18 protein-coding genes, 3 pseudogenes and 1 other annotated feature are annotated in these 19403 nt (G+C 71.1%); of the genes and pseudogenes, 11 read left to right on the top strand and 10 right to left on the bottom strand.

From position 1 onward, the window contains the following. Window positions 1-203: 203 nt before the first annotated feature. On the bottom strand, window positions 204-560 hold the full coding sequence (locus tag CJ197_RS03825) for a PLD nuclease N-terminal domain-containing protein (RefSeq protein ID WP_102235425.1): 357 nt from the start codon (window positions 558-560) through the stop codon (window positions 204-206). A gap of 162 nt (window positions 561-722) precedes the next feature. Between CJ197_RS03825 and CJ197_RS03820 the strand changes: the two genes are divergently transcribed. After that, complete coding sequence (locus tag CJ197_RS03820) at window positions 723-1031, top strand: DUF4229 domain-containing protein (protein WP_102235424.1); 309 nt, start codon at window positions 723-725, stop codon at window positions 1029-1031. Window positions 1032-1180: 149 nt separating this feature from the next. Here CJ197_RS03820 and CJ197_RS03815 read toward each other — a convergent pair whose 3' ends face one another. The 3 genes from CJ197_RS03815 to CJ197_RS03805 form a co-directional block, all read right to left on the bottom strand. Then, window positions 1181-2077 carry a 1,4-dihydroxy-2-naphthoate polyprenyltransferase gene (locus CJ197_RS03815; protein WP_102235423.1) on the bottom strand — a complete coding sequence of 299 codons (897 nt, stop codon included), beginning with the start codon at window positions 2075-2077 and terminating at the stop codon, window positions 1181-1183. Window positions 2078-2171: 94 nt separating this feature from the next. Continuing rightward, window positions 2172-3524, bottom strand: coding sequence for an AMP-binding protein (locus tag CJ197_RS03810; protein WP_102235422.1), 1353 nt, complete (start codon window positions 3522-3524; stop codon window positions 2172-2174). 5 nt (window positions 3525-3529) lie between these two features. Further along, window positions 3530-4534: a 1,4-dihydroxy-2-naphthoyl-CoA synthase gene (locus CJ197_RS03805; RefSeq protein ID WP_102235555.1), complete on the bottom strand. Its 1005-nt coding sequence runs from the start codon at window positions 4532-4534 to the stop codon at window positions 3530-3532. Between the two features lie 280 nt (window positions 4535-4814). Here CJ197_RS03805 and CJ197_RS03800 point away from each other — a divergent pair, with 280 nt between their 5' ends. Together CJ197_RS03800 and CJ197_RS03795 are read left to right on the top strand one after the other, a co-directional pair. Then, window positions 4815-5045: a type II toxin-antitoxin system Phd/YefM family antitoxin gene (locus CJ197_RS03800; RefSeq protein ID WP_102235421.1), complete on the top strand. Its 231-nt coding sequence runs from the start codon at window positions 4815-4817 to the stop codon at window positions 5043-5045. A gap of 4 nt (window positions 5046-5049) precedes the next feature. After that, window positions 5050-5442 (top strand): type II toxin-antitoxin system VapC family toxin, encoded by a 393-nt coding sequence (locus tag CJ197_RS03795; RefSeq protein WP_146007694.1) that lies wholly within the window; start codon window positions 5050-5052, stop codon window positions 5440-5442. Window positions 5443-5481: 39 nt separating this feature from the next. Here the strand turns inward: CJ197_RS03795 and CJ197_RS03790 are convergent, their stop codons facing one another. Beyond that, window positions 5482-6135 (bottom strand): hypothetical protein, encoded by a 654-nt coding sequence (locus tag CJ197_RS03790; RefSeq protein ID WP_146007693.1) that lies wholly within the window; start codon window positions 6133-6135, stop codon window positions 5482-5484. A gap of 108 nt (window positions 6136-6243) precedes the next feature. On the opposite strand from CJ197_RS03790, the gene CJ197_RS03785 reads away from it, so the two are divergent. The 4 genes and pseudogenes from CJ197_RS03785 to CJ197_RS03770 all read left to right on the top strand — a co-directional run bounded on the left by CJ197_RS03785 (window position 6244) and on the right by CJ197_RS03770 (window position 9300). After that, window positions 6244-6831 carry a class I SAM-dependent methyltransferase gene (locus CJ197_RS03785; RefSeq protein ID WP_102235418.1) on the top strand — a complete coding sequence of 196 codons (588 nt, stop codon included), beginning with the start codon at window positions 6244-6246 and terminating at the stop codon, window positions 6829-6831. Between the two features lie 44 nt (window positions 6832-6875). Continuing rightward, on the top strand, window positions 6876-7859 hold the full coding sequence (locus CJ197_RS03780) for an o-succinylbenzoate synthase (protein ID WP_102235417.1): 984 nt from the start codon (window positions 6876-6878) through the stop codon (window positions 7857-7859). Further along, the gene (locus CJ197_RS03775; protein WP_102235416.1) at window positions 7856-8083 is read left to right on the top strand and encodes a hypothetical protein; all 228 of its coding nucleotides are present in this window, start codon (window positions 7856-7858) and stop codon (window positions 8081-8083) included. The genes CJ197_RS03780 and CJ197_RS03775 overlap by 4 nt, the downstream gene beginning before the upstream one ends. A gap of 214 nt (window positions 8084-8297) precedes the next feature. Further along, a pseudogene (locus tag CJ197_RS03770) lies at window positions 8298-9300 on the top strand (transposase). A 21-nt stretch (window positions 9301-9321) separates the two neighbouring features. Here CJ197_RS03770 and CJ197_RS15490 read toward each other — a convergent pair. From CJ197_RS15490 to CJ197_RS03755, 3 genes and pseudogenes are all read right to left on the bottom strand, one after another. Continuing rightward, window positions 9322-9543: pseudogene (locus tag CJ197_RS15490) on the bottom strand (KH domain-containing protein); the annotation flags it as partial. 110 nt (window positions 9544-9653) lie between these two features. Beyond that, window positions 9654-10592, bottom strand: coding sequence for a hypothetical protein (locus tag CJ197_RS03760; protein WP_102235414.1), 939 nt, complete (start codon window positions 10590-10592; stop codon window positions 9654-9656). A gap of 129 nt (window positions 10593-10721) precedes the next feature. Beyond that, window positions 10722-11951, bottom strand: a pseudogene (locus CJ197_RS03755) (IS3 family transposase). Then, window positions 11578-11673 (bottom strand) — a sequence feature (AL1L pseudoknot). It overlaps the preceding pseudogene by 96 nt. A 72-nt stretch (window positions 11952-12023) precedes the next feature. Here CJ197_RS03755 and menD point away from each other — a divergent pair. Together menD and CJ197_RS03745 are read left to right on the top strand one after the other, a co-directional pair. After that, a complete protein-coding gene (gene menD, locus CJ197_RS03750; RefSeq protein WP_102235413.1) occupies window positions 12024-13859 on the top strand; it encodes a 2-succinyl-5-enolpyruvyl-6-hydroxy-3-cyclohexene-1-carboxylic-acid synthase in 1836 nt (611 codons plus the stop codon). A gap of 5 nt (window positions 13860-13864) precedes the next feature. After that, the gene (locus tag CJ197_RS03745) at window positions 13865-15115 is read left to right on the top strand and encodes a S1C family serine protease (protein ID WP_102235412.1); all 1251 of its coding nucleotides are present in this window, start codon (window positions 13865-13867) and stop codon (window positions 15113-15115) included. Between the two features lie 29 nt (window positions 15116-15144). Here the strand turns inward: CJ197_RS03745 and CJ197_RS03740 are convergent, their stop codons facing one another. After that, on the bottom strand, window positions 15145-16620 hold the full coding sequence (locus tag CJ197_RS03740) for an isochorismate synthase MenF (protein WP_158239360.1): 1476 nt from the start codon (window positions 16618-16620) through the stop codon (window positions 15145-15147). Window positions 16621-16799: 179 nt separating this feature from the next. On the opposite strand from CJ197_RS03740, the gene CJ197_RS03735 reads away from it, so the two are divergent. Then, the gene (locus tag CJ197_RS03735) at window positions 16800-18329 is read left to right on the top strand and encodes a DUF6350 family protein (protein ID WP_102235411.1); all 1530 of its coding nucleotides are present in this window, start codon (window positions 16800-16802) and stop codon (window positions 18327-18329) included. Here CJ197_RS03735 and CJ197_RS03730 read toward each other — a convergent pair. Then, window positions 18309-18725 (bottom strand): hypothetical protein, encoded by a 417-nt coding sequence (locus tag CJ197_RS03730; RefSeq protein ID WP_102235410.1) that lies wholly within the window; start codon window positions 18723-18725, stop codon window positions 18309-18311. The genes CJ197_RS03735 and CJ197_RS03730 overlap by 21 nt on opposite strands. Window positions 18726-18804: 79 nt before the next feature. On the opposite strand from CJ197_RS03730, the gene purN reads away from it, so the two are divergent. Beyond that, window positions 18805-19377 (top strand): phosphoribosylglycinamide formyltransferase, encoded by a 573-nt coding sequence (gene purN / locus CJ197_RS03725; RefSeq protein WP_233190633.1) that lies wholly within the window; start codon window positions 18805-18807, stop codon window positions 19375-19377. The last annotated feature ends 26 nt before the right edge of the window (window positions 19378-19403 follow it).

The raw sequence follows: 19403 nt of genomic DNA, 5'->3' as shown, positions 1-19403 counted from the left end.
CTCTGAGGGACGCGCGCTCAGCGTGCGTTTGTGATGCGCTCCTGACCGGTGCGGGGCCTCGTGCCGCCCCTCATCCCCGTCAGCGGATCCGGCTACGTTTGCGTGGGAATGAGCGTGCTATTCCCACGAGAACGTAGCGGTCTTGGGCGGGAGGTGCGGGGTGCTTCACGGCGAGCCCCGGGGCGCGGAGCGGTGCGGGCGTGTCAGCGCTCGGGGGGCGTGCCGTCTTCGCCGTCGTCCTTGCGGCGCTCCTGCTCCTGACGCATCCGTTCGCGGCGCTCGCGGCGGATGTCCTCATCGAGCTTGCGCAGGAAGTCAGGATCCTCGTCGGGAGCCAGGGGCCCTTCGCGGCGCGGCCGATGCCCGCCACCGCCCCCGTCGGCCCGTTCCTTGCCCGCGACCAGCCAGGTGATCGGCCCCACCCAGGGCAGCAGAACCACCAGCAGAATCCACGCCCACTTCGGGATGCCGCGCACTTTGTCCTCGGGGGTCTGGACGCAGTCGGCGAGCGCGAACACCGTGAGGGCCACGGAGAGCACGGGCAGGACGACGCGAAGCATGTCCCGAGTGTAGGCACTGCACCTGGGGATGTGCGCAGAGAGCCCCGGGCGGCGTGCGCGGGGCTGGGCGCGGAGGCGGTGGGTGAGGCGTGGGCTCGGCCGATGCGCTGGCCCGCGCCGAGCTCGCAGATTCCATGCCGCAGCGGCAGATACCCTCGACCTATGCGTTCGTTCCTGCTCTACGCCGTGATCCGCCTTGCCCTGTGGCTGGCGCTGTGGTGGCTTCTGGCCGAGCTCGGTGTGGGCCTGGCCCTCGCCGCGGTGCTCGCGGCGGCACTGGCGATGCTGATCTCGATCCTCTTCCTCGCACGTCTGCGGGAGGATGCGGCGCAGCAGTGGCGGAAGGCCGATGAGCGCCGTGCCGCGGGCAAGGAGCAGCGCGATGAGGACGCCGAGTACGAGGACGAGTTCCTGGATGCCGAGGACCGGGTGGACGCCGAGGACCGGGCTGACGAGAGCCGAGGGCGCTGAAGAGCTCTGCCTCCTGTGCGCAGACCGCTGCGTTCTCGTGGGAATGCGGGGGCTATTTCCACGCAAACGTAGCCGTTTCTGCTTAGGGGTGGGGCGCGAGGGGCGAGTATGCGGCTGGCCGCGCCCCCGGGGGTCCGCGCCCCCGGGGTTCAGAGCACGAGGCCCAGGAGCAGCAGCAGCGAGTAGACGAGCTCGAGCCGCCCGGTGGCGCCGAGCACCGGGATCAGGTCCCGTCCCCGCGCCCCGCCCAGCACCGCGCGGACCGGCCCGATCGCGAGCGGCAGCGCGGCGAGCACCAGTAGCGTCGGCCAGTGCTCCACGAACAGCGGGATGAGCAGCACGAACGGCCCCAGCACGGTGACGGTATACAGCGCCCGGGTGCCCTGCTGCCCGAGCCGCACCGCAAGCGTCCGCTTCCCGGCGAGCTCATCGGTGGGGATGTCGCGCAGGTTGTTGGTGAGCATCAGCGCCACCGCCAGCAGCCCGATCGTCACCGACACCAGCAGCATCACCCAGCTGGGCTGCTTCGTGATCGCGAAGGCGGTGCCGTTCACGGCCACGAGCCCGAAGAAGATGAACACGAACAGCTCGCCGAGCCCCAGATAGCCGTAGGGCTTCTTCCCGCCGGTGTAGAACCAGGCGGCGGCGATCGCGGCAGCGCCCACCAGCAGCGCCCACCACATCTGCGAGATCACCACGAGCACCACGCCGAACACCCCGCCGAGCGCGAGGGACAGCATCGCCGCGCGCTTCACGGTCGTGGGGACGGCGGCGCCGGAGCCGGTGAGGCGGAAGGGCCCGACCCGGTCCTCATCGGTGCCGCGGATCCCGTCGGAGTAGTCGTTGGCGTAGTTCACGCCGATCTGCATCGCAAACGCCACCAGCAGGGCGAGCAGCGCTCGCGGCAGCACGTGCCCGAGGTCGATGCCGCCCTGGCTGGAGTTCAGCTGCCAGATCGCGGCGCCGGTGCCGGCGGCGACGGGGGCGAGAGCCGCGGGGAGAGTGCGGGGGCGGGCGCCCTGCACCCACTGCGACAGGCTGGCCATGCTGCTCCTTCTGCGACGACGCCCCGAGTGTACGTCGGCCCCGGAGCGCGCCCATCTCGGTCACGAGCGCTCCCCACCCGGGCAAGGTGCTGCGTCAATCCCGGCTGCGCTCGGCGGCGATCCGGCGGGCCGCGGCGCGGTCCACCTTCCCGATGCCCAGCAGCGGCAGCTCCTCCACCACGTGCACGCGCCGCGGGATCATGTGCGGATCCACGTCCGTGGTGCGCAGCGCCGAACGGACCAGCGAACCGGCCTCGGCGGGCACCGCCCCGGGCTCGAGGACCACGAGCGCCTCCACCCGCTGCCCCCACTCGGGATCCTCGACGCCCACCACCACGGCAGCGCGCACCAGGCCGCGCAGCATGAGGGAGCGGTCGATCGCGCGTTCCACATCCTGCGGCTGCACCTTCAGCCCGCCGGTGGTGATCACGTCATCGGCGCGGCCCAGGACGGTCAGCGCCCCGTCGGCCCCCACGATCGCGAGGTCCGAGGTGCGGAAGGTCCGACGGGCCCCAGCACCAGTCCCGACGGCCCCAGCGCCAGTCCCGACAGCCCCGGTCCCGGCCCCCGGCGCGAGACTGAAGTCCGAGGTGTCCGCGCCGCCGCCGTCGGTGAGGTACCCGGTGGCGAGGGTGGGGGAGCCGACGAGGAGCCGTCCGGCGCCCTCGGCGTCGGGGCGTTCGACGGTGAGGGTCACGCCGGGCAGGGGCTGGCGGTCGTAGACGCAGCCGCCCGCGGTCTCGGAGGAGCCGTAGGTGGTGCGCACGGGGATGCGCTGCCCGCGGGCGCGGCCCAGTACTTCCCGCGGGGTCGCGGCGCCGCCCACCAGCACGGCGGCGAACTTCTTCAGCAGGCCGCGGGCGCGGGCGTCGGCCCCGGTGGCGCCGGTGACGATGCGGGTCAGCTGCGTGGGCACGAGCGAGGTGAAGGCCGGCAGACCGGCCGTGCGGGCCTGCTCGAGGGCCGGTTCGGCGAGGGCCACGAAGGCGGTGGCGTCGAAGTGTCCGCGCAGGTCCGGCAGCACCCGCGGCAGGGCGGGGGCGTCGAGCCCGAGCACCTGGGCGGTGCGGTGGGCGCGGGCGATGACCTGCACTCCGGCGATGTGGGTGGGCGGCAGCAGCGGCAGCCAGAACCCGTGCCCGCGCGTCTCGGCGGCGGTGCCATCGGCTGCGAACACCGCAGCGGTCGCGTCCTGCGAGGCGAGCAGCGCCTCCCGGGTGAGCGCGACCGCTTTGGCGAGGCCCGTGGACCCGGAGGTCGGGACCACGAGCGCGGTCTCCTCAAACCCCTCGGGCAGCTGGGCGGGTGGGGCGAAGGTGCCCAGCCACAGCCGACCCGTCCCCGCCATGACCTGGCCGATCGCGTCCGCGTGGGCGGTGAGCGAGGGAGCGGAGGCGTCGTAAGGCTCGGGCTGCAGCCAGGGCAGGCCCGTGGTGGTGTCGGTCATGGCGCTCAGCCCTGCGGGTGGGGGAAGTCGGTCCAGTTCGGGGCGCGTTTCTCGAGGAATGCATCGCGCCCCTCCTGCGCCTCATCGGTCATGTACGCCAGCCGCGTCGCCTCCCCGGCGAAGACCTGCTGGCCCATGAGACCGTCGTCGGCGAGGTTGAAGGCGAACTTCAGCATGCGGATGGCCTGCGGGGACTTCGTGGCGATGACTGACGCGATCCGTAGCCCTTCGTCCTCGAGCTCGGCGTGGTCGACCACGCGATTCACGGCGCCCCAGTCGTAGGCGTCCTGGGCGGAGTACTCCTCGGCGAGGAAGAAGATCTCCCGCGCCCGCTTCTGCCCCACCTGCTTGGCGAGGTACGCGGAGCCGTAGCCGCCGTCGAAGGAGCCGACGTTCGCGTCGGTCTGCTTGAACCGCGCATGCTCGCGCGAAGCGATCGACAGATCGGCCACCACGTGCAGGGAATGCCCCCCGCCGGCGGCCCAGCCGTTCACCATCGCGATCGTCACCTTGCCCATCGTGCGCATGAGGCGCTGCACCTCGAGGATGTGCAGGCGCCCCGCCGAGCGGGTGCGCACGGCGGCGGTGTAGGCGTACTCCTCGGCGGCGTCATACTCATAACCCGACTTCCCGCGAATGCGCTGGTCACCGCCCGAGCAGAAGGAATGCCCACCATCCTTGGCCGACGGGCCATTGCCGGTCAGCAGGATCACCCCCACCCCGGTGTCCAGCCGTGCGTGGTCGAGCGCCCGGTACAGCTCATCGACTGTGTGCGGGCGGAACGCATTGCGCACCTCGGGCCGATCGAAGGCGATGCGCACCGCAGGCAGGTCACGCTCGGTGCGCTCCCCATCGGGAGACTCCACACGCTCCACCCCGCGGTGGTAGGTGATATCGGTGAACGCTGCGCCGCCATGCTCGGCGGCGGGGATATCGCGCCAGCGAGTCGGGTCGAAGGTGTCGGACACCTTCTGCGGCAGCGGGCTGGTGGGCGGGGTGGCTTCGGGCATGGGGCCAGGGTAGTCGGGACCGGTTCCCGCCACGTTCGCCGGTGCCCCGCCCATGACCCCGGTCATGGGTCAGGGCCGACGGGGGGCGTGCAGATCAGGACCGTGGACACAGCAGCACACCACGCGACCCGCATGGACGGTCCGGGCCCGGCAGCTGGCGCGGCTTCCACCGCCCGCGGCTTGTCGCGGAGTGAGCACGTCGGCGGGTGGGGATGCGGAGCGAGGGCTAGTTGACCACCCTGATCTGGTCAGCGTGGTCAGCTGGCCGTATGCTGGTGATATGTCAACTCAGGTGAATATCGCCGAGGCCAAGGCGCGTCTCTCGGAGCTGGTGTCGAGGGCAGTCCAGGGAGAGGAGATCACCCTGGCGCGGTCGGGTACCGCAATGGCGCGGATCGTTGCGCTGGAGGAGCCTCCGCGGCGTGAGCTCGGTCGGCATCCCGAACTCGCCGTAGATCGAGCGCTTCTCCTCGCCCCCATGGACGAGGACGAGCTCGCGGAGTGGGAGTGAGGTGATGGACCTTCTTCTCGACACCCATGTCATTTTCTGGATGATGGCCAGCCCTGACGAGCTGTCACCCTCTACCCGTTCCGTCCTCGAAGACCCGAGCAGCAGCTTGTGGGCCTCCAGCGCCAGTGCTTTCGAGGTCTCCCAGAAGGTTCGCCTCGGAAAATGGCCCCAGGCTGCACCGCTGGCATGGGCGTGGACCGAACGTCTGCACGACTACGGCATCGAGGATGTCCCCCTCACCGCGCAGGATATGGCGGCTGCAGGCAGTATGAACTGGCACCACCGCGACCCCTTCGACCGCATGCTCTGCGCACAGGCGGCACGTCGCGGCCTCACGCTGGTCAGTGCGGACGAGGTGTTTCAAGAGGTGCCGGGCCTTCGCTGCATGACGCCCTGAACGCACCGAGGTGGACGCTGGCCCTGTAGCCCAGACGCCTCAGCGCCCGGGCCGTAGCGCCGCGATGACCAGCGCGCCGAGCATGACCGCTCCGGCGGCCACCGCGGTCGCCGCACCCCACGGCGCCCCGAAGATTGCGGCGAGCCCCGCCCCGGCCAGAGCGAGCAGGCACAGCGCTGCGCCCAGACGGCCGAATACCGGCGCATGGAACACCCCCGCGAACGGCAGGAAGTGCGCCCCGACGGCCAGCACGATCAGGGCTGGCTGGATCGCCGCAGGCTCCTGGTCGGCCACCTGCGAGAGCAGCAGCGACAGCGGGCGCGAGAGCAGGAACAGCGCCACCATCCCCAGCATCGCAAGGCCGTAGACCATGCCGGCCCGCGGATGCGGCGCAGGCAGCTCCGGCAGACCTCGCCGCGCTAGGAACACCGCCCAGACGGTCGCAGCGGCCAGCACCACCCACGCCACCAGAGCGAGCATCGGCCATGGCCCCGGCAGCGCGCCCCGATTGGCAAGCATGAACAGTGATCCACCCACCAGGCCGACGATGCTGCCGGTCACCGAGGGGTGCAGTGGCTGATCGAGCCCGCGGCTGGTAGCGGCGGAGGAGCGGGCACGGGCAGGGGAGTCCACGGAGGTCATGCGCAGCATCGTGGCACGAGCCTCGTGCTCTGGACCCATGACGGCTGTCATGTCGAGACCGTGCGGAGGGAATCGACCTCTTAGCGGCACGTGCCCTGCATATTGCATGCGGCGTGCCGCTCAGAGGTCGAATTCCTCCACCTCGGCTACTGTGCACTCATGCGCAACGGGGTCCGGGCGGCGTATGCCGAGCGCGCCGCGGAGTACACCGCGCGCCTCGGCCGCATCGACGCTACCTCCCTGATCGACCGCTCGAGCATCGAAGACTGGGCCCGGCAGGTGGATGGTCCGATCGCGGATGTCGGCTGCGGGCCAGGCCACTGGACTGCGCATCTCGCCTCGCGTGGCCACGACGTGATCGGCATCGAACCGGTCGCCGAGTTTCTAGCCCTCGCGCAGAGTGCCTATTCGGACGGAGCCTTCCGAGCGGGCACCGCCGCGACCCTCCCCACGGCGGCATTCGACGGGATCCTGGCCTGGTACTCCCTCATCCATACCCCACCGCCCGAGCTGCCTGCGCAGCTGCGTCACCTGCATCGCGCGCTCCGGCCCGGCGGGCAGATCCTGCTCGGCATGTTCGCAGGAGAGCGATGCGAGCCCTTCGACCACGCCGTGACCACCGCATATTTCTGGCCACCTGCGCAGCTCTCCGACCTGCTCGAGCAAACCGGCTTCACGGTCTCCGTGGTCAGGACCCGGCAGGACGTTGGAGTTCGACCACATGTTGATCTCGCTGCGCACCGCTGACGACCGCCAGCCCGCCCCCACTCCACCCCGACTACCCTGGCCGGATGCAGATCCCTGGCTCGCTCCGTGACCTCGGCATCGACCGCGCCCACGCCTGGGCAATCCCCATGACCACGCGTTTTCGCCGCATCGAGGTGCGTGACGGCGTGCTCCTGCACGGCCCGGCCGGCTGGGCCGAGTTCTCTCCCTTCCACGACTACGAGGCCGAAGAATCCGCCGCCTGGCTCGCGGCCGCGATCGAGGACGCCACCACCGAGCGCCCGCAGCCCCAGCGCACCGCCATCCCCGTGAACGCGACCGTCCCGGCGGTGGGCCCCGCGCTCGCCGGGCGCCTGGCCCGCGTGGGCGGGGCGAGCACCGCGAAGGTCAAGGTCGCCGACCCCGGCGGCTCCCTCGCAGAGGATCTCGACCGCGTGGCCGCCGTGCGCGAGGCCCTCGGCCCCACCGGGAGGATCCGCGTGGACGCCAACACCGCCTGGACCCTCGACGAAGCCCGTGACGCCCTGCCGCAGCTGGACCGCGCCGCTGGGGGACTCGAGTACGCCGAGCAGCCCTGCGCGGACATCGCCGACCTCGCCGCCCTGCGCCGCGCGCTCGATATCCCCATCGCCGCCGACGAATCGGTGCGCCGCGCTGAGGACCCCCTGCGCGTGGCCCGCGCCGAGGCCGCCGATGTACTGGTCATGAAGGTGCAGCCGCTCGGTGGGATCCGCCGCTGCCTCGAGCTCGCCGAGGAAGCGAACCTGCCCGTCGTCGTCTCCTCCGCGATCGACTCCAGCATCGGCCTCTCCGCGGGCCTCGCCCTCGCGGCCGCGCTGCCACAGCTCGAACACGCCTGTGGGCTCGGCACCGCCTCCCTGCTCACGGGGGACCTGACCGCGCAGCCGCTGTTCGCCCGGGGCGGCGAGCTGCCCGTCGGCCGCCCCAACCCCGACGAGGACCTCCTCACCCGTCACGCCGCACCGCCCGCCCTCGCCGAGGCCTGGGAGCAGCGCCTGGCCGCTTGCGCGCAGGTGCTCGCGCGATGACCGCGCTGCCGACGGGGATCTGGTGGGACTGGGACTACTGCGTGATCCTCGACTGGGACGACGCGACCTTCGAGCCTGGCCCCACCCTCCCAGACCCGCCGCCCGTCGAGGACGTGCTGCCCGCCGAGCTCCGCGCCCGCATCCACCGCTTCGGGGAGGAGATGGAGCAGCACTACGGCGACGCCTTTTGCGAGGACCACGTGCCACCGCCCGTTACCTTGTGAGTGCCCCGATGGACGGGGTCTGGTCGCTCGGCCGGGTATGGCTTTGTTGCCCTGCCATCCATGGTCCGGGGGGTGTTGCCGCCCGGTCGAGAGACACGCGTTGACCGCTGATAGGGACACGGCCCAGCACTGCTGAGGTCTCTTTGTAACGTGGGTGCCGGCATCGGGTGTCATGACTGCGACCAGCGATGATGCTCCAAGGAAGGACAGCATCATGAACACACGATTCATGGTCGTCGTAGGGCTCGACGTCGGGAAGACAGCTCACCACGCGTGCGCACTCGACCCGGAGGGGAACAAGCTGTTCGACAAGCCCCACACGCTTCGCCAGGTCGACCGAGACAACGAAGTCCTCTCCGCGCTCAAGGTCCTCGCGGGCTTTGACGAGGACCTCGCCCACGAGACCACCCGGGCACTGAACCGGATCCGATCGCTGCTGACTCAGATCCATCCCGCGCTCGAGCGCGTCTTCGCCGGCGGCAGTCTTGCTACCGGGCTCGTGCTGGACCTGCTGGAGAAGTTCGTCGGCCCCACCGGGCGCAAGACCGCAGATCGGGCCAGGGTCCTGCGTTTCGCCCGTTCTCATTCGCGCCGCGATCCCGAAGCGCTGATCGACCAGATCTTCACAGCGCTCGCGGAGCAGACCGTCATCGTGCCAGCGACCGCGGCAGTGGAGCTCGTGATTCCTAGAGTCGCTGGTCAAGTGAAGGAACTGAAGGAGCAGCGGGCAGTGGTGGCGAGGGAGGTCGAGGCCATGCTGGAGGACTTCCCTCTCGCAGGGGTCTTGATGAGCACGCCGGGGATCGGCATTCCCCCACGCTCCGCGCGGGAGGTGCCCCCAGACCGCCGCCCAGATCCTCATGGCCATCGGCGACGCCTCCGCTTTCGAGACCCCAGGACATCTGGCGGCGTATGCCGGGATCGCGCCGGTCACGCGAAGATCCGGCACCTCGATCCACGGAGAATTCCCCGCCAGAGCGGGCAACAAACGACTGAAGAACGCGCTGTTCTATTCAGCCTGGGTCGCCTCGAACCACGACCCGATCTCCAAGGCCTACTACGATCGCAAACGCGCTGAAGGTAAGCGCCACAACGCCGCCGTGATCTCCCTGGCCCGCCGCCGCTGCAACGTCATCTTCGCGATGCTCCGCGACGGCACCTACTACCAGCCACCGACCACCGCCCCTACCCCCGAGCCGGCCGCTCTCGCGGCTTGACTCGGAACATAGGGACAGCCCCTACATTCCGAGCCGATGCAGGTGTTTGGGGTCCCGCTGCCAGTCCCGCGCCACGTTGACCCTCAGATCCAAGTAGACGGGAGTTCCGAGCATCCTTTCGATGCCGGCGCGGGCGTCCTGCCCGATCTTGCGCAGGCGCGCACCCATCTTGCCGATGATGATGCCCTTCTGGCTGTCCCGCTCCACGTAGAGCGAGGCCCAGACGTCCACGAGCGGCCTGGCACGAGGACCCCGTGCGGCCGGGAAGTAGCAGGCGGGCCGTGGCCGGCGCGGATAGGACACCGCCCGCCCCGGCAGGAAGCCGGGGCGGGCGAAGAAGATGCCACAGGGATTCAGTTGATGTAGAACGGTGCCTGACGCGTGATGGTCTGCGTCTGGCCGCTGGGCAGCCGATAGGTGACCTTGCGGACGGAGACGGCGGCGGCCGCGAACTGGGTGGACATATTGGTCAGGCCCTTGGCGGTCGCGTGGTAGGTCAGCCTCGGGGTGGCACCGCCGCCGGCACTCTGCGGGACGTAGGTGTGCGGGTGCTTACCGTCTGTCACGCCCGTCGCGAAGAGGTAGCTCTTGCACGTGCGGTCCGAGTTGTAGGTCGGGGCGGGCAGCAGGGAGGCCGGCACGACGCCGTTCCGCGTGGCGGCCGTGTAGGTGAACTCCCACGCCTTGCTGACCCCGAACGTGCCCGTGTAGTTGGGGTAGTTGTTCTTGAAGGCGGTGGCGTACTGGCTGAAGTCGTAGTCGAACCAGTTGCGGGTCATGGCCCCCGTGGCACCGTTGGCCGGATTCCACACCTTCGCGATGGGCTCCTTCGCGAGCTGGTAGAAGCTGATGTCGGTTTGGCTCCGGGTGGTCCCAGCCGCCGTCCATCGGCACCCGGTGATGTTCTGGTAGCTGGAGTTGCACTGATTCTTGGAATCCTTGACGTGGGAGTTGCCGAGGTCGTAGAAGCCCGGCCCCCGGCCCTCGTTCACCGAGTCATCGCGGGCCATGAAGATGAACGACTGGGTCATGCTGACGATCTCGGCGTCCGCGGGGATGTTCATGACGTTCATCCACGTGCCGACGAAATCGAACACCTGCGTGGTGTCGCGGGAGTTGTTCTTGCCCCAGTCATAGGTGAGGTCCGCGTATGCCTCGATCTTCGGCGTGCAGTTCGAGGGGCTGACCGCATAGGCCGGGGCAGCGACGGCGGTGGCCACGGCCGGGACGGCCCAGGCGATGCCGGCAGTGATGGTTCTGCGATCGATCGAGCGCGTCTGCTCGTTGGCCAAGGGGGACCCCTCCTCGAGGTCTGGAGTGACTGGTGGTCGAGATCTGAAGTGAACTGTGAACGAACTGTTCAACATTCAGCTCGGCTTCAGAGAGGCTACCACTGAAGCGCCCTGGGTTTTGTTCCGTGGTTAGACGGTCGCTGGCGCGGTCGTCGTGGTGTGAGTGTAGGACGCTTCGACTTCTGCGGGGGTGCGGTAGCCGAGAGCTTCGTGGAGGCGGTCGTTGTTCCACCAGTGGACCCAGCCCATGGCGGCGATCTCGACGGTCTCGGTGGACTCCCAGATCCGCTGGGAGTGGATCAGCTCGGCCTTGAACAGGCCGTTCACGGTCTCGGCCAGCGCGTTATCGTACGAATCGCCGACGGATCCGACCGAAGCGGTGACCCCGGCAGTGATCAGCGCATCGGAGTAGGCCAGCGAGACATAGTGGGCTCCTCGATCGCTGTGATGGATCAAGCCGTTCTCGCTGCGGACTGCGCCGCTGGTCAGCAGTGCGTGCTCTAGCGCCAGGAGCGGCAGGCCGTAGGTGTGGAGGGTCACAGAGACGGCCCAGCCGACGATCTTGCGGGTGCACACATCAGTGATGAACGCGACGTAGCAGAACCCGGCGAGGATCCGCACGTAGGTAATGTCAGCGACCCACAGGCGGTTCGGCTGCTCCGCAGTGAAGCGGCGTTCGACGAGGTCCGGGCGGGCATCGGGCACCTGGGCAGGTCGTGTGGTGACTGGTTTGCGGCCACGCCTCACTCCCTGCAGGTCAGCTGCTCGCATGAGGCGGGCGACCTGGTCACGGCCACGTCCCAGCCGGCGCGGCGCATCGCGTGGTGCATCTTCCGCACCCCGTAGACGCTGTAGTTCTCGCTGTAGATCCGTCGGATCTCCGGCAGGAGCACTTCATCCCGCAGCGTCCTGGCAGAGGCTGGACGCGCCTTGGCGGCCCGGTAGCCGCGGGAGGTGATGAACCCACATTCTGTCGCGCTGAGCACGCGGCAGATGGCCTCGACCCCGAACTGATCACGGTGCTCGTCGATGAACCGGATCATCTCGTCGTGGGGCGGTCGAGTTCCGCGGCGAAAAAGCTGAAGCCTTGCGCAGGATCTCGTTCGCGCGGCGCAGCTCGAGGTTCTCCTTGCGCAGCTTCGTGATCTCCTCGGCCTCAGCGGTGCTGAGGCCTGGGGCTTCGCCACGATCGATACGTCCCTGCTTCCACCAGTTCCGCAGCGTGTGGGGCGAGATGCCACCGAGGGCTTCGCCCACGGCGGTGCAGGCGACCCAGCCGGAGCACTGCTCGGTACGGATGCGCTCTTTGATGAGTTCCAGGGCTCGGGCCTTGAACTCAGGACTGTACTTCTGGGGTATGTTCCGATTCTCCTTGAGGAAATAGATCGGAACAAAACCCCGGACGCTTCAATTCCCACTACCCTGGCCACCATGCCGGACCCGCACCGCTCCGCCCCACAGCCGCTGTCCGTGACCCCGGTCGCCACCGGCTCCGGGGCGGTGGATGCGGCGGTCGTGCTGTGGCGGACGCTCGCCGCGCTCGGGGTGCGCCATGCCGTCCTCGCGCCCGGCTCCCGTTCCGCGCCCCTGGTCTATGCCCTCGCCGACCCTGGTCGGAAACATCCGCTGACCGCTCACGTACGGATCGATGAACGTGCCGCCGCGTTCACCGCCCTCGGCCTCTCCCGCGCCGACCGGGCGCACCCCGCGGCTGTGGCGACCACCTCCGGCACCGCCACCGCGCACCTGCTGGCTGCCGTCATGGAGGCCCACCACTCCCGCATCCCGCTGCTCGTCCTCACCGCGGACCGTCCTGCGGAGCTGCGTGGCACCGGCGCGAACCAGACCACCGCCCAGACCGAGCTGTTCGCTCCCTTCGTGCGCCATCGCGTGGATCTGCCCGCCCCGACCGCCGCCGAGGCGACCCCCGCTGAGCTGCGCACTATCGCGAATGAGGCCGCCCGCGCCGTCGCCGCCGCGACCGGCGAGCACCCCGGCCCGGTGCACCTGAACCTTGGGTTCCGTGATCCCCTGGTGCCGACGGGCGGACGGATCCCCACGGCCGACGGGGCGGGCGTACCTCCGGCCGACCCCGGACGCGACCCCGCAGGCGGCACCACGGGCCCCTCCTCCCCGATCACCGTCACGCGGCGCATCCCCATCGGCCCCGCCCAGCCCGTGGAGATCCCCGTGGACGCCCGCACCGTCGTCGTGGCCGGGGACGATGCCGGGGATGCCGCCCGGGCCTTCGCGGCCGAGCATCACCTGCCGCTGCTGGCCGAGCCGAGCTCCGGGGCCCGCGGCGGCGACGGCGCCCAGCTGGTCCCCGCCTACCCGCGCCTCCTCGCCGAGATCATGGCGGCCCAGGAACAGGGCCCCGTCGATCCGTTGCGGCCCCGCCGCGCGATCGTCTTCGGGCACCCGACGCTCTCTCGCCCCGTGCTCGGGGGCCTGCTCGCAGCCCCGGACGTCGAGGTCATCGTCGTGGATCCGCACCCCACCTGGAACGACGCCTCCCGCACGGCCGCGCTCGTCGTCTCCGCTGCGACCGCCGCCCCCGCGAACGCCACCGAACACACCGAACGCACAGAGCACCTCACCGCCTGGCAGGACCGCGGCCGCGCTCTCGCCGCCGATCCCGCCGACCTGCCCTGGCAGGTCCGCGCCGCTCTCGCTGTCTGGCACAGCGCCACCGCCCAGGACACCCTGGTCCTCGGCTCCTCCTCCCTCGTCCGCGACCTCGAGCAGCACGCCGGGGCCACGCCCGCGCGCGTCATCGCGAACCGGGGTCTCGCCGGGATCGACGGCACCATCGCCGGCGCCGGCGGGATCGCCCTCGCGCGAGCCTTCGCCCACCCCGACACCCCCGGCCACCCCGACTCCAGCGCCGCCCCCGAGATCCCTGGCCGCACCCGCGTCCTGCTCGGGGACCTCACGGCGCTGCATGACCTCACCGGCCTGCTCATCGGCCCCGACGAACCCCGCCCTGACCTGGACGTGATCGTCATGGACGATGGTGGTGGCCGTATCTTCTCGGGCCTTGAGCACGCCGCCGCCCCGCCGGAGCTGCTGCGCCGCTTCTTCACCACGCCGCATGGCGCCGATATCGCTGTCGCGGCCCGCGCCCTCGGCGCCCAGCCCGTGCGCACCACCGCCGAGCAGCTGCCCGACCAGCTGGACGAGCCCGCCAAGGGCCTGCGCGTGCTGGTCGTTCAGGAGAAGACCAGCCAGAACCCGTCCCCGGCACAGCCGACTCTGTTGAGATAAGGAGCATGACAGCTCCGCAGGACAACCCCAGGGAGGCCGCCACCCCGGCGCTACCTGCTCAGGGCGCTGCTCCGCCCGCCTGGCACGCTCCCACCACGGCCCCTCCCGCTCCCACCTCGCCACCCCCGGCTCGCCAGCCCCGTCGCGGTCCCGGCTGGCTGGGCACGATCAGCCTGGTCACCGCCGGGATGCTGCTCTCCAGCGGCCTCACCCTGGGAGGGGTCATCGCCTACGACCAGCTGCTGCCCGAGAGCGCGGAGCCGTCCGCGTCCGCGAGCGCTGACCCCGCTGCTCCGGGCCCGGTGGTGCAGCCTGCGAGCCAGCAGGGCTCCGACTGGGCCGATGTCGCCCAGCAGGTCTCCACGAGCGCCGTCGCGATCCTCGTCGCCGGCCCGGACGGCACCAGCCAGGGCACCGGCGTGGTGCTCGATGACAACGGGCATGTGCTGACGAATGAGCACGTCGTCTCCGGCGGCACCGATGTCACGATCAGCACGAACCAGGGCCGCAGCTACCCGGCGCGGATCGTCGGCACCGACCCCAGCACCGACCTCGCCGTCATCCAGGTCGAGGATCCGCCGGCCGAGCTGACCCCCGCCACGTTCGCCGACTCCTCGACCGTGGTCGTCGGCCAGGAGGTGATGGCGCTCGGCACCCCGCTGGGCCTCAGCAACACCGTCACCACCGGCATCATCTCCGCCGTGAACCGGCCGGTCAGCGCGAGCGGCGAGAAGGGCGACGGCTCGGACACCGCCTACACCTCCGCCCTGCAGACCGATGCCGCGATCAACCCCGGCAACTCCGGCGGTCCGCTCGTGGATGCCGCCGGGCAGGTCATCGGCATCAACACCGCGATCGCCGCGATCCCGCACCAGTCCGGGCACTCCGGCAGCATCGGCCTGGGCTTCGCGATCCCCTCCAACACCGCCCTCATGATCGGCGAACAGCTCGTGGAGGACGGCACCGCCCGCCACGCCTTCCTCGGCGTGACCAGCTCCGATGGCAGCGGCGAGAGCGAGGGCGTGGGCTACCGCGGCGCGGAGGTCGCGGCTGTGGAACCGGACAGCCCCGCCGCCGAGGCCGGCGTGCAGGAGGGCGATCTGCTGATCAGCATGGACGGCATCCCGGTGGACGGCGCTGGCGCCCTCACCGGCCTCGTGCGCGGAATGCCCATCGGCTCCACCCATGAACTGCAGCTGGTGCGCGACGGCGACGTGGTGATGCTCGAGGTCACCCTGGCAGAACGCCCCACCTGATCACGGGCCGACGGGGGTAGCGCGCCGCTTCAGCCCGCGCGGTCCCCGCGCAGCGCCCGCAGCATCGGGCGTGTCTTGGCGAGCACCTCCGCATGCTCTGCGACCGGGTCCGAAGCCTCGACGAGCCCGCCGCCGGCCTGCAGCACCGCTTCGCGTTCCCCGGTCAGGTGCGCCATCCGCAGCGCGATTGCCCACTGCCCGTCCCCGCGCGCATCCATCCAGCCGACGGGGGAGGCGTAGCCGCCGCGGTCGGCCGGTTCGAGCGCGGCGATGATCTGATCCGCCTGCTCCCGCGAGGTGCCGGAGACCGCGGCCGAGGGGTGCAGCCGCGCGGCGACATCCAGGCTCGTCACCCCCGCGCGCAGCTGCGCGGACACATCGCTGGCCAGGTGTTCGAGCCCCGGCAGACGCAGCACGAACGGCTCCGGGCTGACCTCGAGCTGCGCGGCCAGATCCTCCAGCCGGGAGGTCACCGACTCCACCGCGTACAGGTGCTCGGAGCGCTCCTTCGCATCGGTGCGGAAGGCCCGCCGATCCGCCTCCTCGAGCTCCCCGTCATCGGCCACCGGGCGGGACCCGGCCAGCACCCGGGAGAACACGCGCCCGTCCTGCGTCTGCGCAAGCATCTCGGGGCTCGCCCCCACCACGTCATCGAGGAAATACACCCAGGTGGAGGGGTAGGCGCGCGCCAGGCGGGTCACGAGCAGCGCCGGGTCGAGCGACTGCGGACTGGTCGCGGTGATCCGCTCGGAGAGCACGACCTTGTGCGCCTGCCCGTCCCGGATCCGCGCAATCGCCTCGCGCACCAGCTGCTGATACTCAGCGGGCGTATGCGCGGGCTCAAGCGTGAGCTCTCCGGTGTGGGCCGACGGGGGAGTGCCGGGCGGGGGCGTGCCCGAGGGGACAGCCCCCGAGGGGACAGTGCCTGACGAGGCAGCGCCCGTGGGGACAGCGCGCGCCGCAGCGTCGTCGCTCTCCTCCTCGGCCGGGGCGGCGGGGAACAGGTCCTGCCAGGAGTCCGGGAGCGTCGGCTCCTCCTCGATGCCCACCACCGTGAGGAATGCCTCGCCCTCGATCACCCCCAGCACCGCCTGCGGCACCGTGAGCCGGGAGGGCCGCGGCGAGGACGCGGCATAGGAGAAGCTGCCCAGCGCAATGAGGCCGCTCGCCCGCGCACGCACCTCGTCATCCACCCGCGCACGGGCCGCGAGCTGCGTGAACGCCGCGCGGGCGGCCGCGAAACGCTGCTCACCCGTCGTGCGGACCGACCACGCTGAGCCGAGCGCCACCATGCCCTGCCCGTGCCGGATCCACGCCGCGGAAAGATCCGCGGGGATATGCGCGAGCAGGTCCACCGGCTCCTCGATCCGCACCGTCCGCACGTGCAGCTGGACCACGCTGCCGCCCGTCTGTTCCTGTCCCGGCGCAGCATCGCCCCCGGTCAGGGCAGCATCGGCCACTCGCTGGGCGGCGGGGTCGCGGGGAGCGGCAGGGGAGGGGGACATCCGGGCCATTATGCGCTACCCCGTCGGCGCCGGGGGTGGTGCGGCGCCGCCCGCGTGAGGCGCGCCCTGCTCGGCAATGCGCTCGAGCGCCCCGGGAAGGTGCGACCATGGACCGGCGCCCCTCTGACGGGCGCGGGGGCCGACTTCCCACGACCCCCAGCCGGACCGAGGAGCAGTGCGTGAGCAACAGCGCCCAGAGCATCGCCACCCCCGTGGTCCGCGGACTCCTCGCCGCCCTCACCACACTGGGGATCGCGATCGCCGTGGTCGTGGTCCCCGCGCTCGCCGCGCAGGTGGCCGGCACCGCCTCGACCGCCACCGCGCTGGATGCGATCATCATCGCCCTGAACGTCCTGATCCTGGGGCACGGCGGCGGGATCGTGCTGACCACCGGGGTGGTGGACGGCGCCGTGACCCTCACCCCCATCGGCCTGCTGATCCTGCTGCTGGCCCTGTCCGCGAGAACACTGCGCGGGGTGGGACGCAAGCTCGTGCCGGTCCGGGACGACGGGATGCTGCGCCACGGAGCCCTGCGCGATCTCGGCGTCGCGCTCGGCGCCTACGCCACCGCCTATGCGAGCGGTCTGGCGGTCCTCGCCGCGATGGGCCGCTCCGCGGACACCTCCCCGCTCGTGCCCTCAGCGCTGGTCTCCGGGGCGATGGTCGCCGTGCTCGGCGGGCTCACCGGCCTGCTGTGGTCACTGCGCCGAGACCCCACCGATGAGCTGCCCGGGGTGCGAGTGCTGGACCTGCTGCCCTCCCCGTACGGCGAGGTGGCCCGCGCGGCCCTCATCACCCTGGCCACGCTGCTCAGCCTGGGGCTCGCGACGATGCTCGTGCTCATCCTGCTGGCGCTGCCAGCGCAGGCCGCGCTGTTCGAGCAGCTGCAGCCCGGGATCATCGGCGGCATCGTGCTCGCGCTGCTGCAGCTGGCCCTGCTGCCGCTGCTGGCGATCTGGGCGCTCGTCGTGCTCGTGGGCGGCACCGTCGGCGTCGGCACCGGCACCGGGATCTCCCTGGACGGCGCGCAGACCGGCGTGCTGCCGGCCCTGCCGATGCTCGGCGCCCTGCCCGGCCCCGGCGAGTTCCCCGCCGCCGCCTGGGCGCTCATGCTGCTGCCCGCGATCGCGGTGGGGCTCGGGGCGGCGCGCCTGGTGCGGGATGTCGCCGAGCTCGAGCAGCGTGACCGCCTCACCGCCTGGATCGCCTACCCGCTCGTGATCGTCGTGGCGCTGCTGCTGATCGCGGGGCTGTCCGGCGGCGGCATCGGCGAGGACCGCCTGGCCCACGTCGGCCCGCAGGTGGGCACGATGCTGCTGCCGCTGCTGGGCATCGCCGTGCTCGGCGCCGGGGCGGTCTACGGGGTGCTCGGCACGCCGCTGATCCCCTGGACCCGCCGCGCGGTCGACTCCCTGCGCGAGCGCGTGGAGCGCGCCGAGCAGGAAGAGCGTGGCGAGAGCCCGCGGGAGCAGGGCACGGCGGCAACAGCCGGTGACGGGGCCGACGGTGCGGCCGAGTCAGATGCGAGGAGTGCTTCCGGCTCTGCCGGTGCGGACACGGATGACGCCGCGGACACGCACGACGCGGGTGTGGAAGCGAACCCGGGCGAGGACGAGGCGGACCTCTGGTCGACCGCAGACGTGGATTCCGAGTCAGCTGATGAGGAGTCCCCCGCGGAGGATCAGCGCTCAGCCGCCGAAGACTCCTGAGAACCACTCGATGATCGAGTTCTGCGCCTGGTCGTTGCAGGCAGCGCGGGCCCGCTCGGTGATCGCGGTGTCCAGACACTGCTCGTACTCGGACATCGGCCCGTAGAACACGATGCCCATGCCGGTGCCCGCGATGATCAGCAGGGTCGCCGGGATGCCCAGCAGCACCGCGAACAGGGCGGTCCCGATCCGCCCGTTGCGCAGGGCGCTCACCACGAGCATCACCAGCAGCACGAGCGCCACGAGCGCCGCCGCTCCGGCCAGCAGCTTCCAGGGCAGAGAGGCCAGCGACAGCAGCCAGGCGCTGAGCATGGCGATCACCATCCCGCCCAGCAGTCGGCGCTGGCGCGTCAGGGAGGTGTCGTCGGGTCGCTTCGCATCGGGTTCGCTGTTCATCACCACCCATTGTGCCGCGCCTGCCTGGATGCGTCCTCATGACCAGCGGCGCACCCCGCTCAGCCCGTACCCTGACGGGGTGAAGCGCACCCCCATCGTCGTTCTGATCTCCGGCACCGGCTCCACCCTCGCCGCCCTCCTGGACGCCTCGCGCGAGGCTGGCTGCCCTTACGAGGTCGTCGCCGTGCTCGCCGACACCGATGCCGCCGGCCTCGAGCACGCCCGCGCCGCCTCGATCCCCACGCAGGTGGTGCGCCTGGCCGACCATCCCGACCGCGCCGCCTGGGACCGCGCGCTCGCTGCTGCTGTCGTGGCGCATGAGCCGCAGCTCGTGGTCCTCGCCGGGTTCATGAAGCTCGTCGGCGCGCCGCTGCTCGAAGCCTTCGGCGGCCGGATCATCAACACCCACCCCGCCCTGCTGCCCTCCTTCCCCGGCGCCCACGGGGTGCGCGACGCCCTGGCCCACGGTGTGAAGGTCACCGGCGCGAGCGTCATCGAGGTCGACGCCGGCGTGGACACCGGGCGGATCCTCGCCCAGGTCCCCGTCGAGGTGCGCGAGGACGACACCGAGGCGACGCTGCACGAGCGCATCAAAGCCGCCGAACAGCCCATGCTCGTGGACGTCGTGCGCCGCCTCACCGCCGCGCACTGAACCACCCGGCGCGCGCTGGGCCGTCG

The sequence above is a fragment of the Brachybacterium sp. UMB0905 genome (genome assembly GCF_002871795.1).
In the GTDB taxonomy this organism is placed as follows: Bacteria; Actinomycetota; Actinomycetes; order Actinomycetales; family Dermabacteraceae; genus Brachybacterium.
This window is presented reverse-complemented; position numbering and strand designations above follow the sequence as displayed.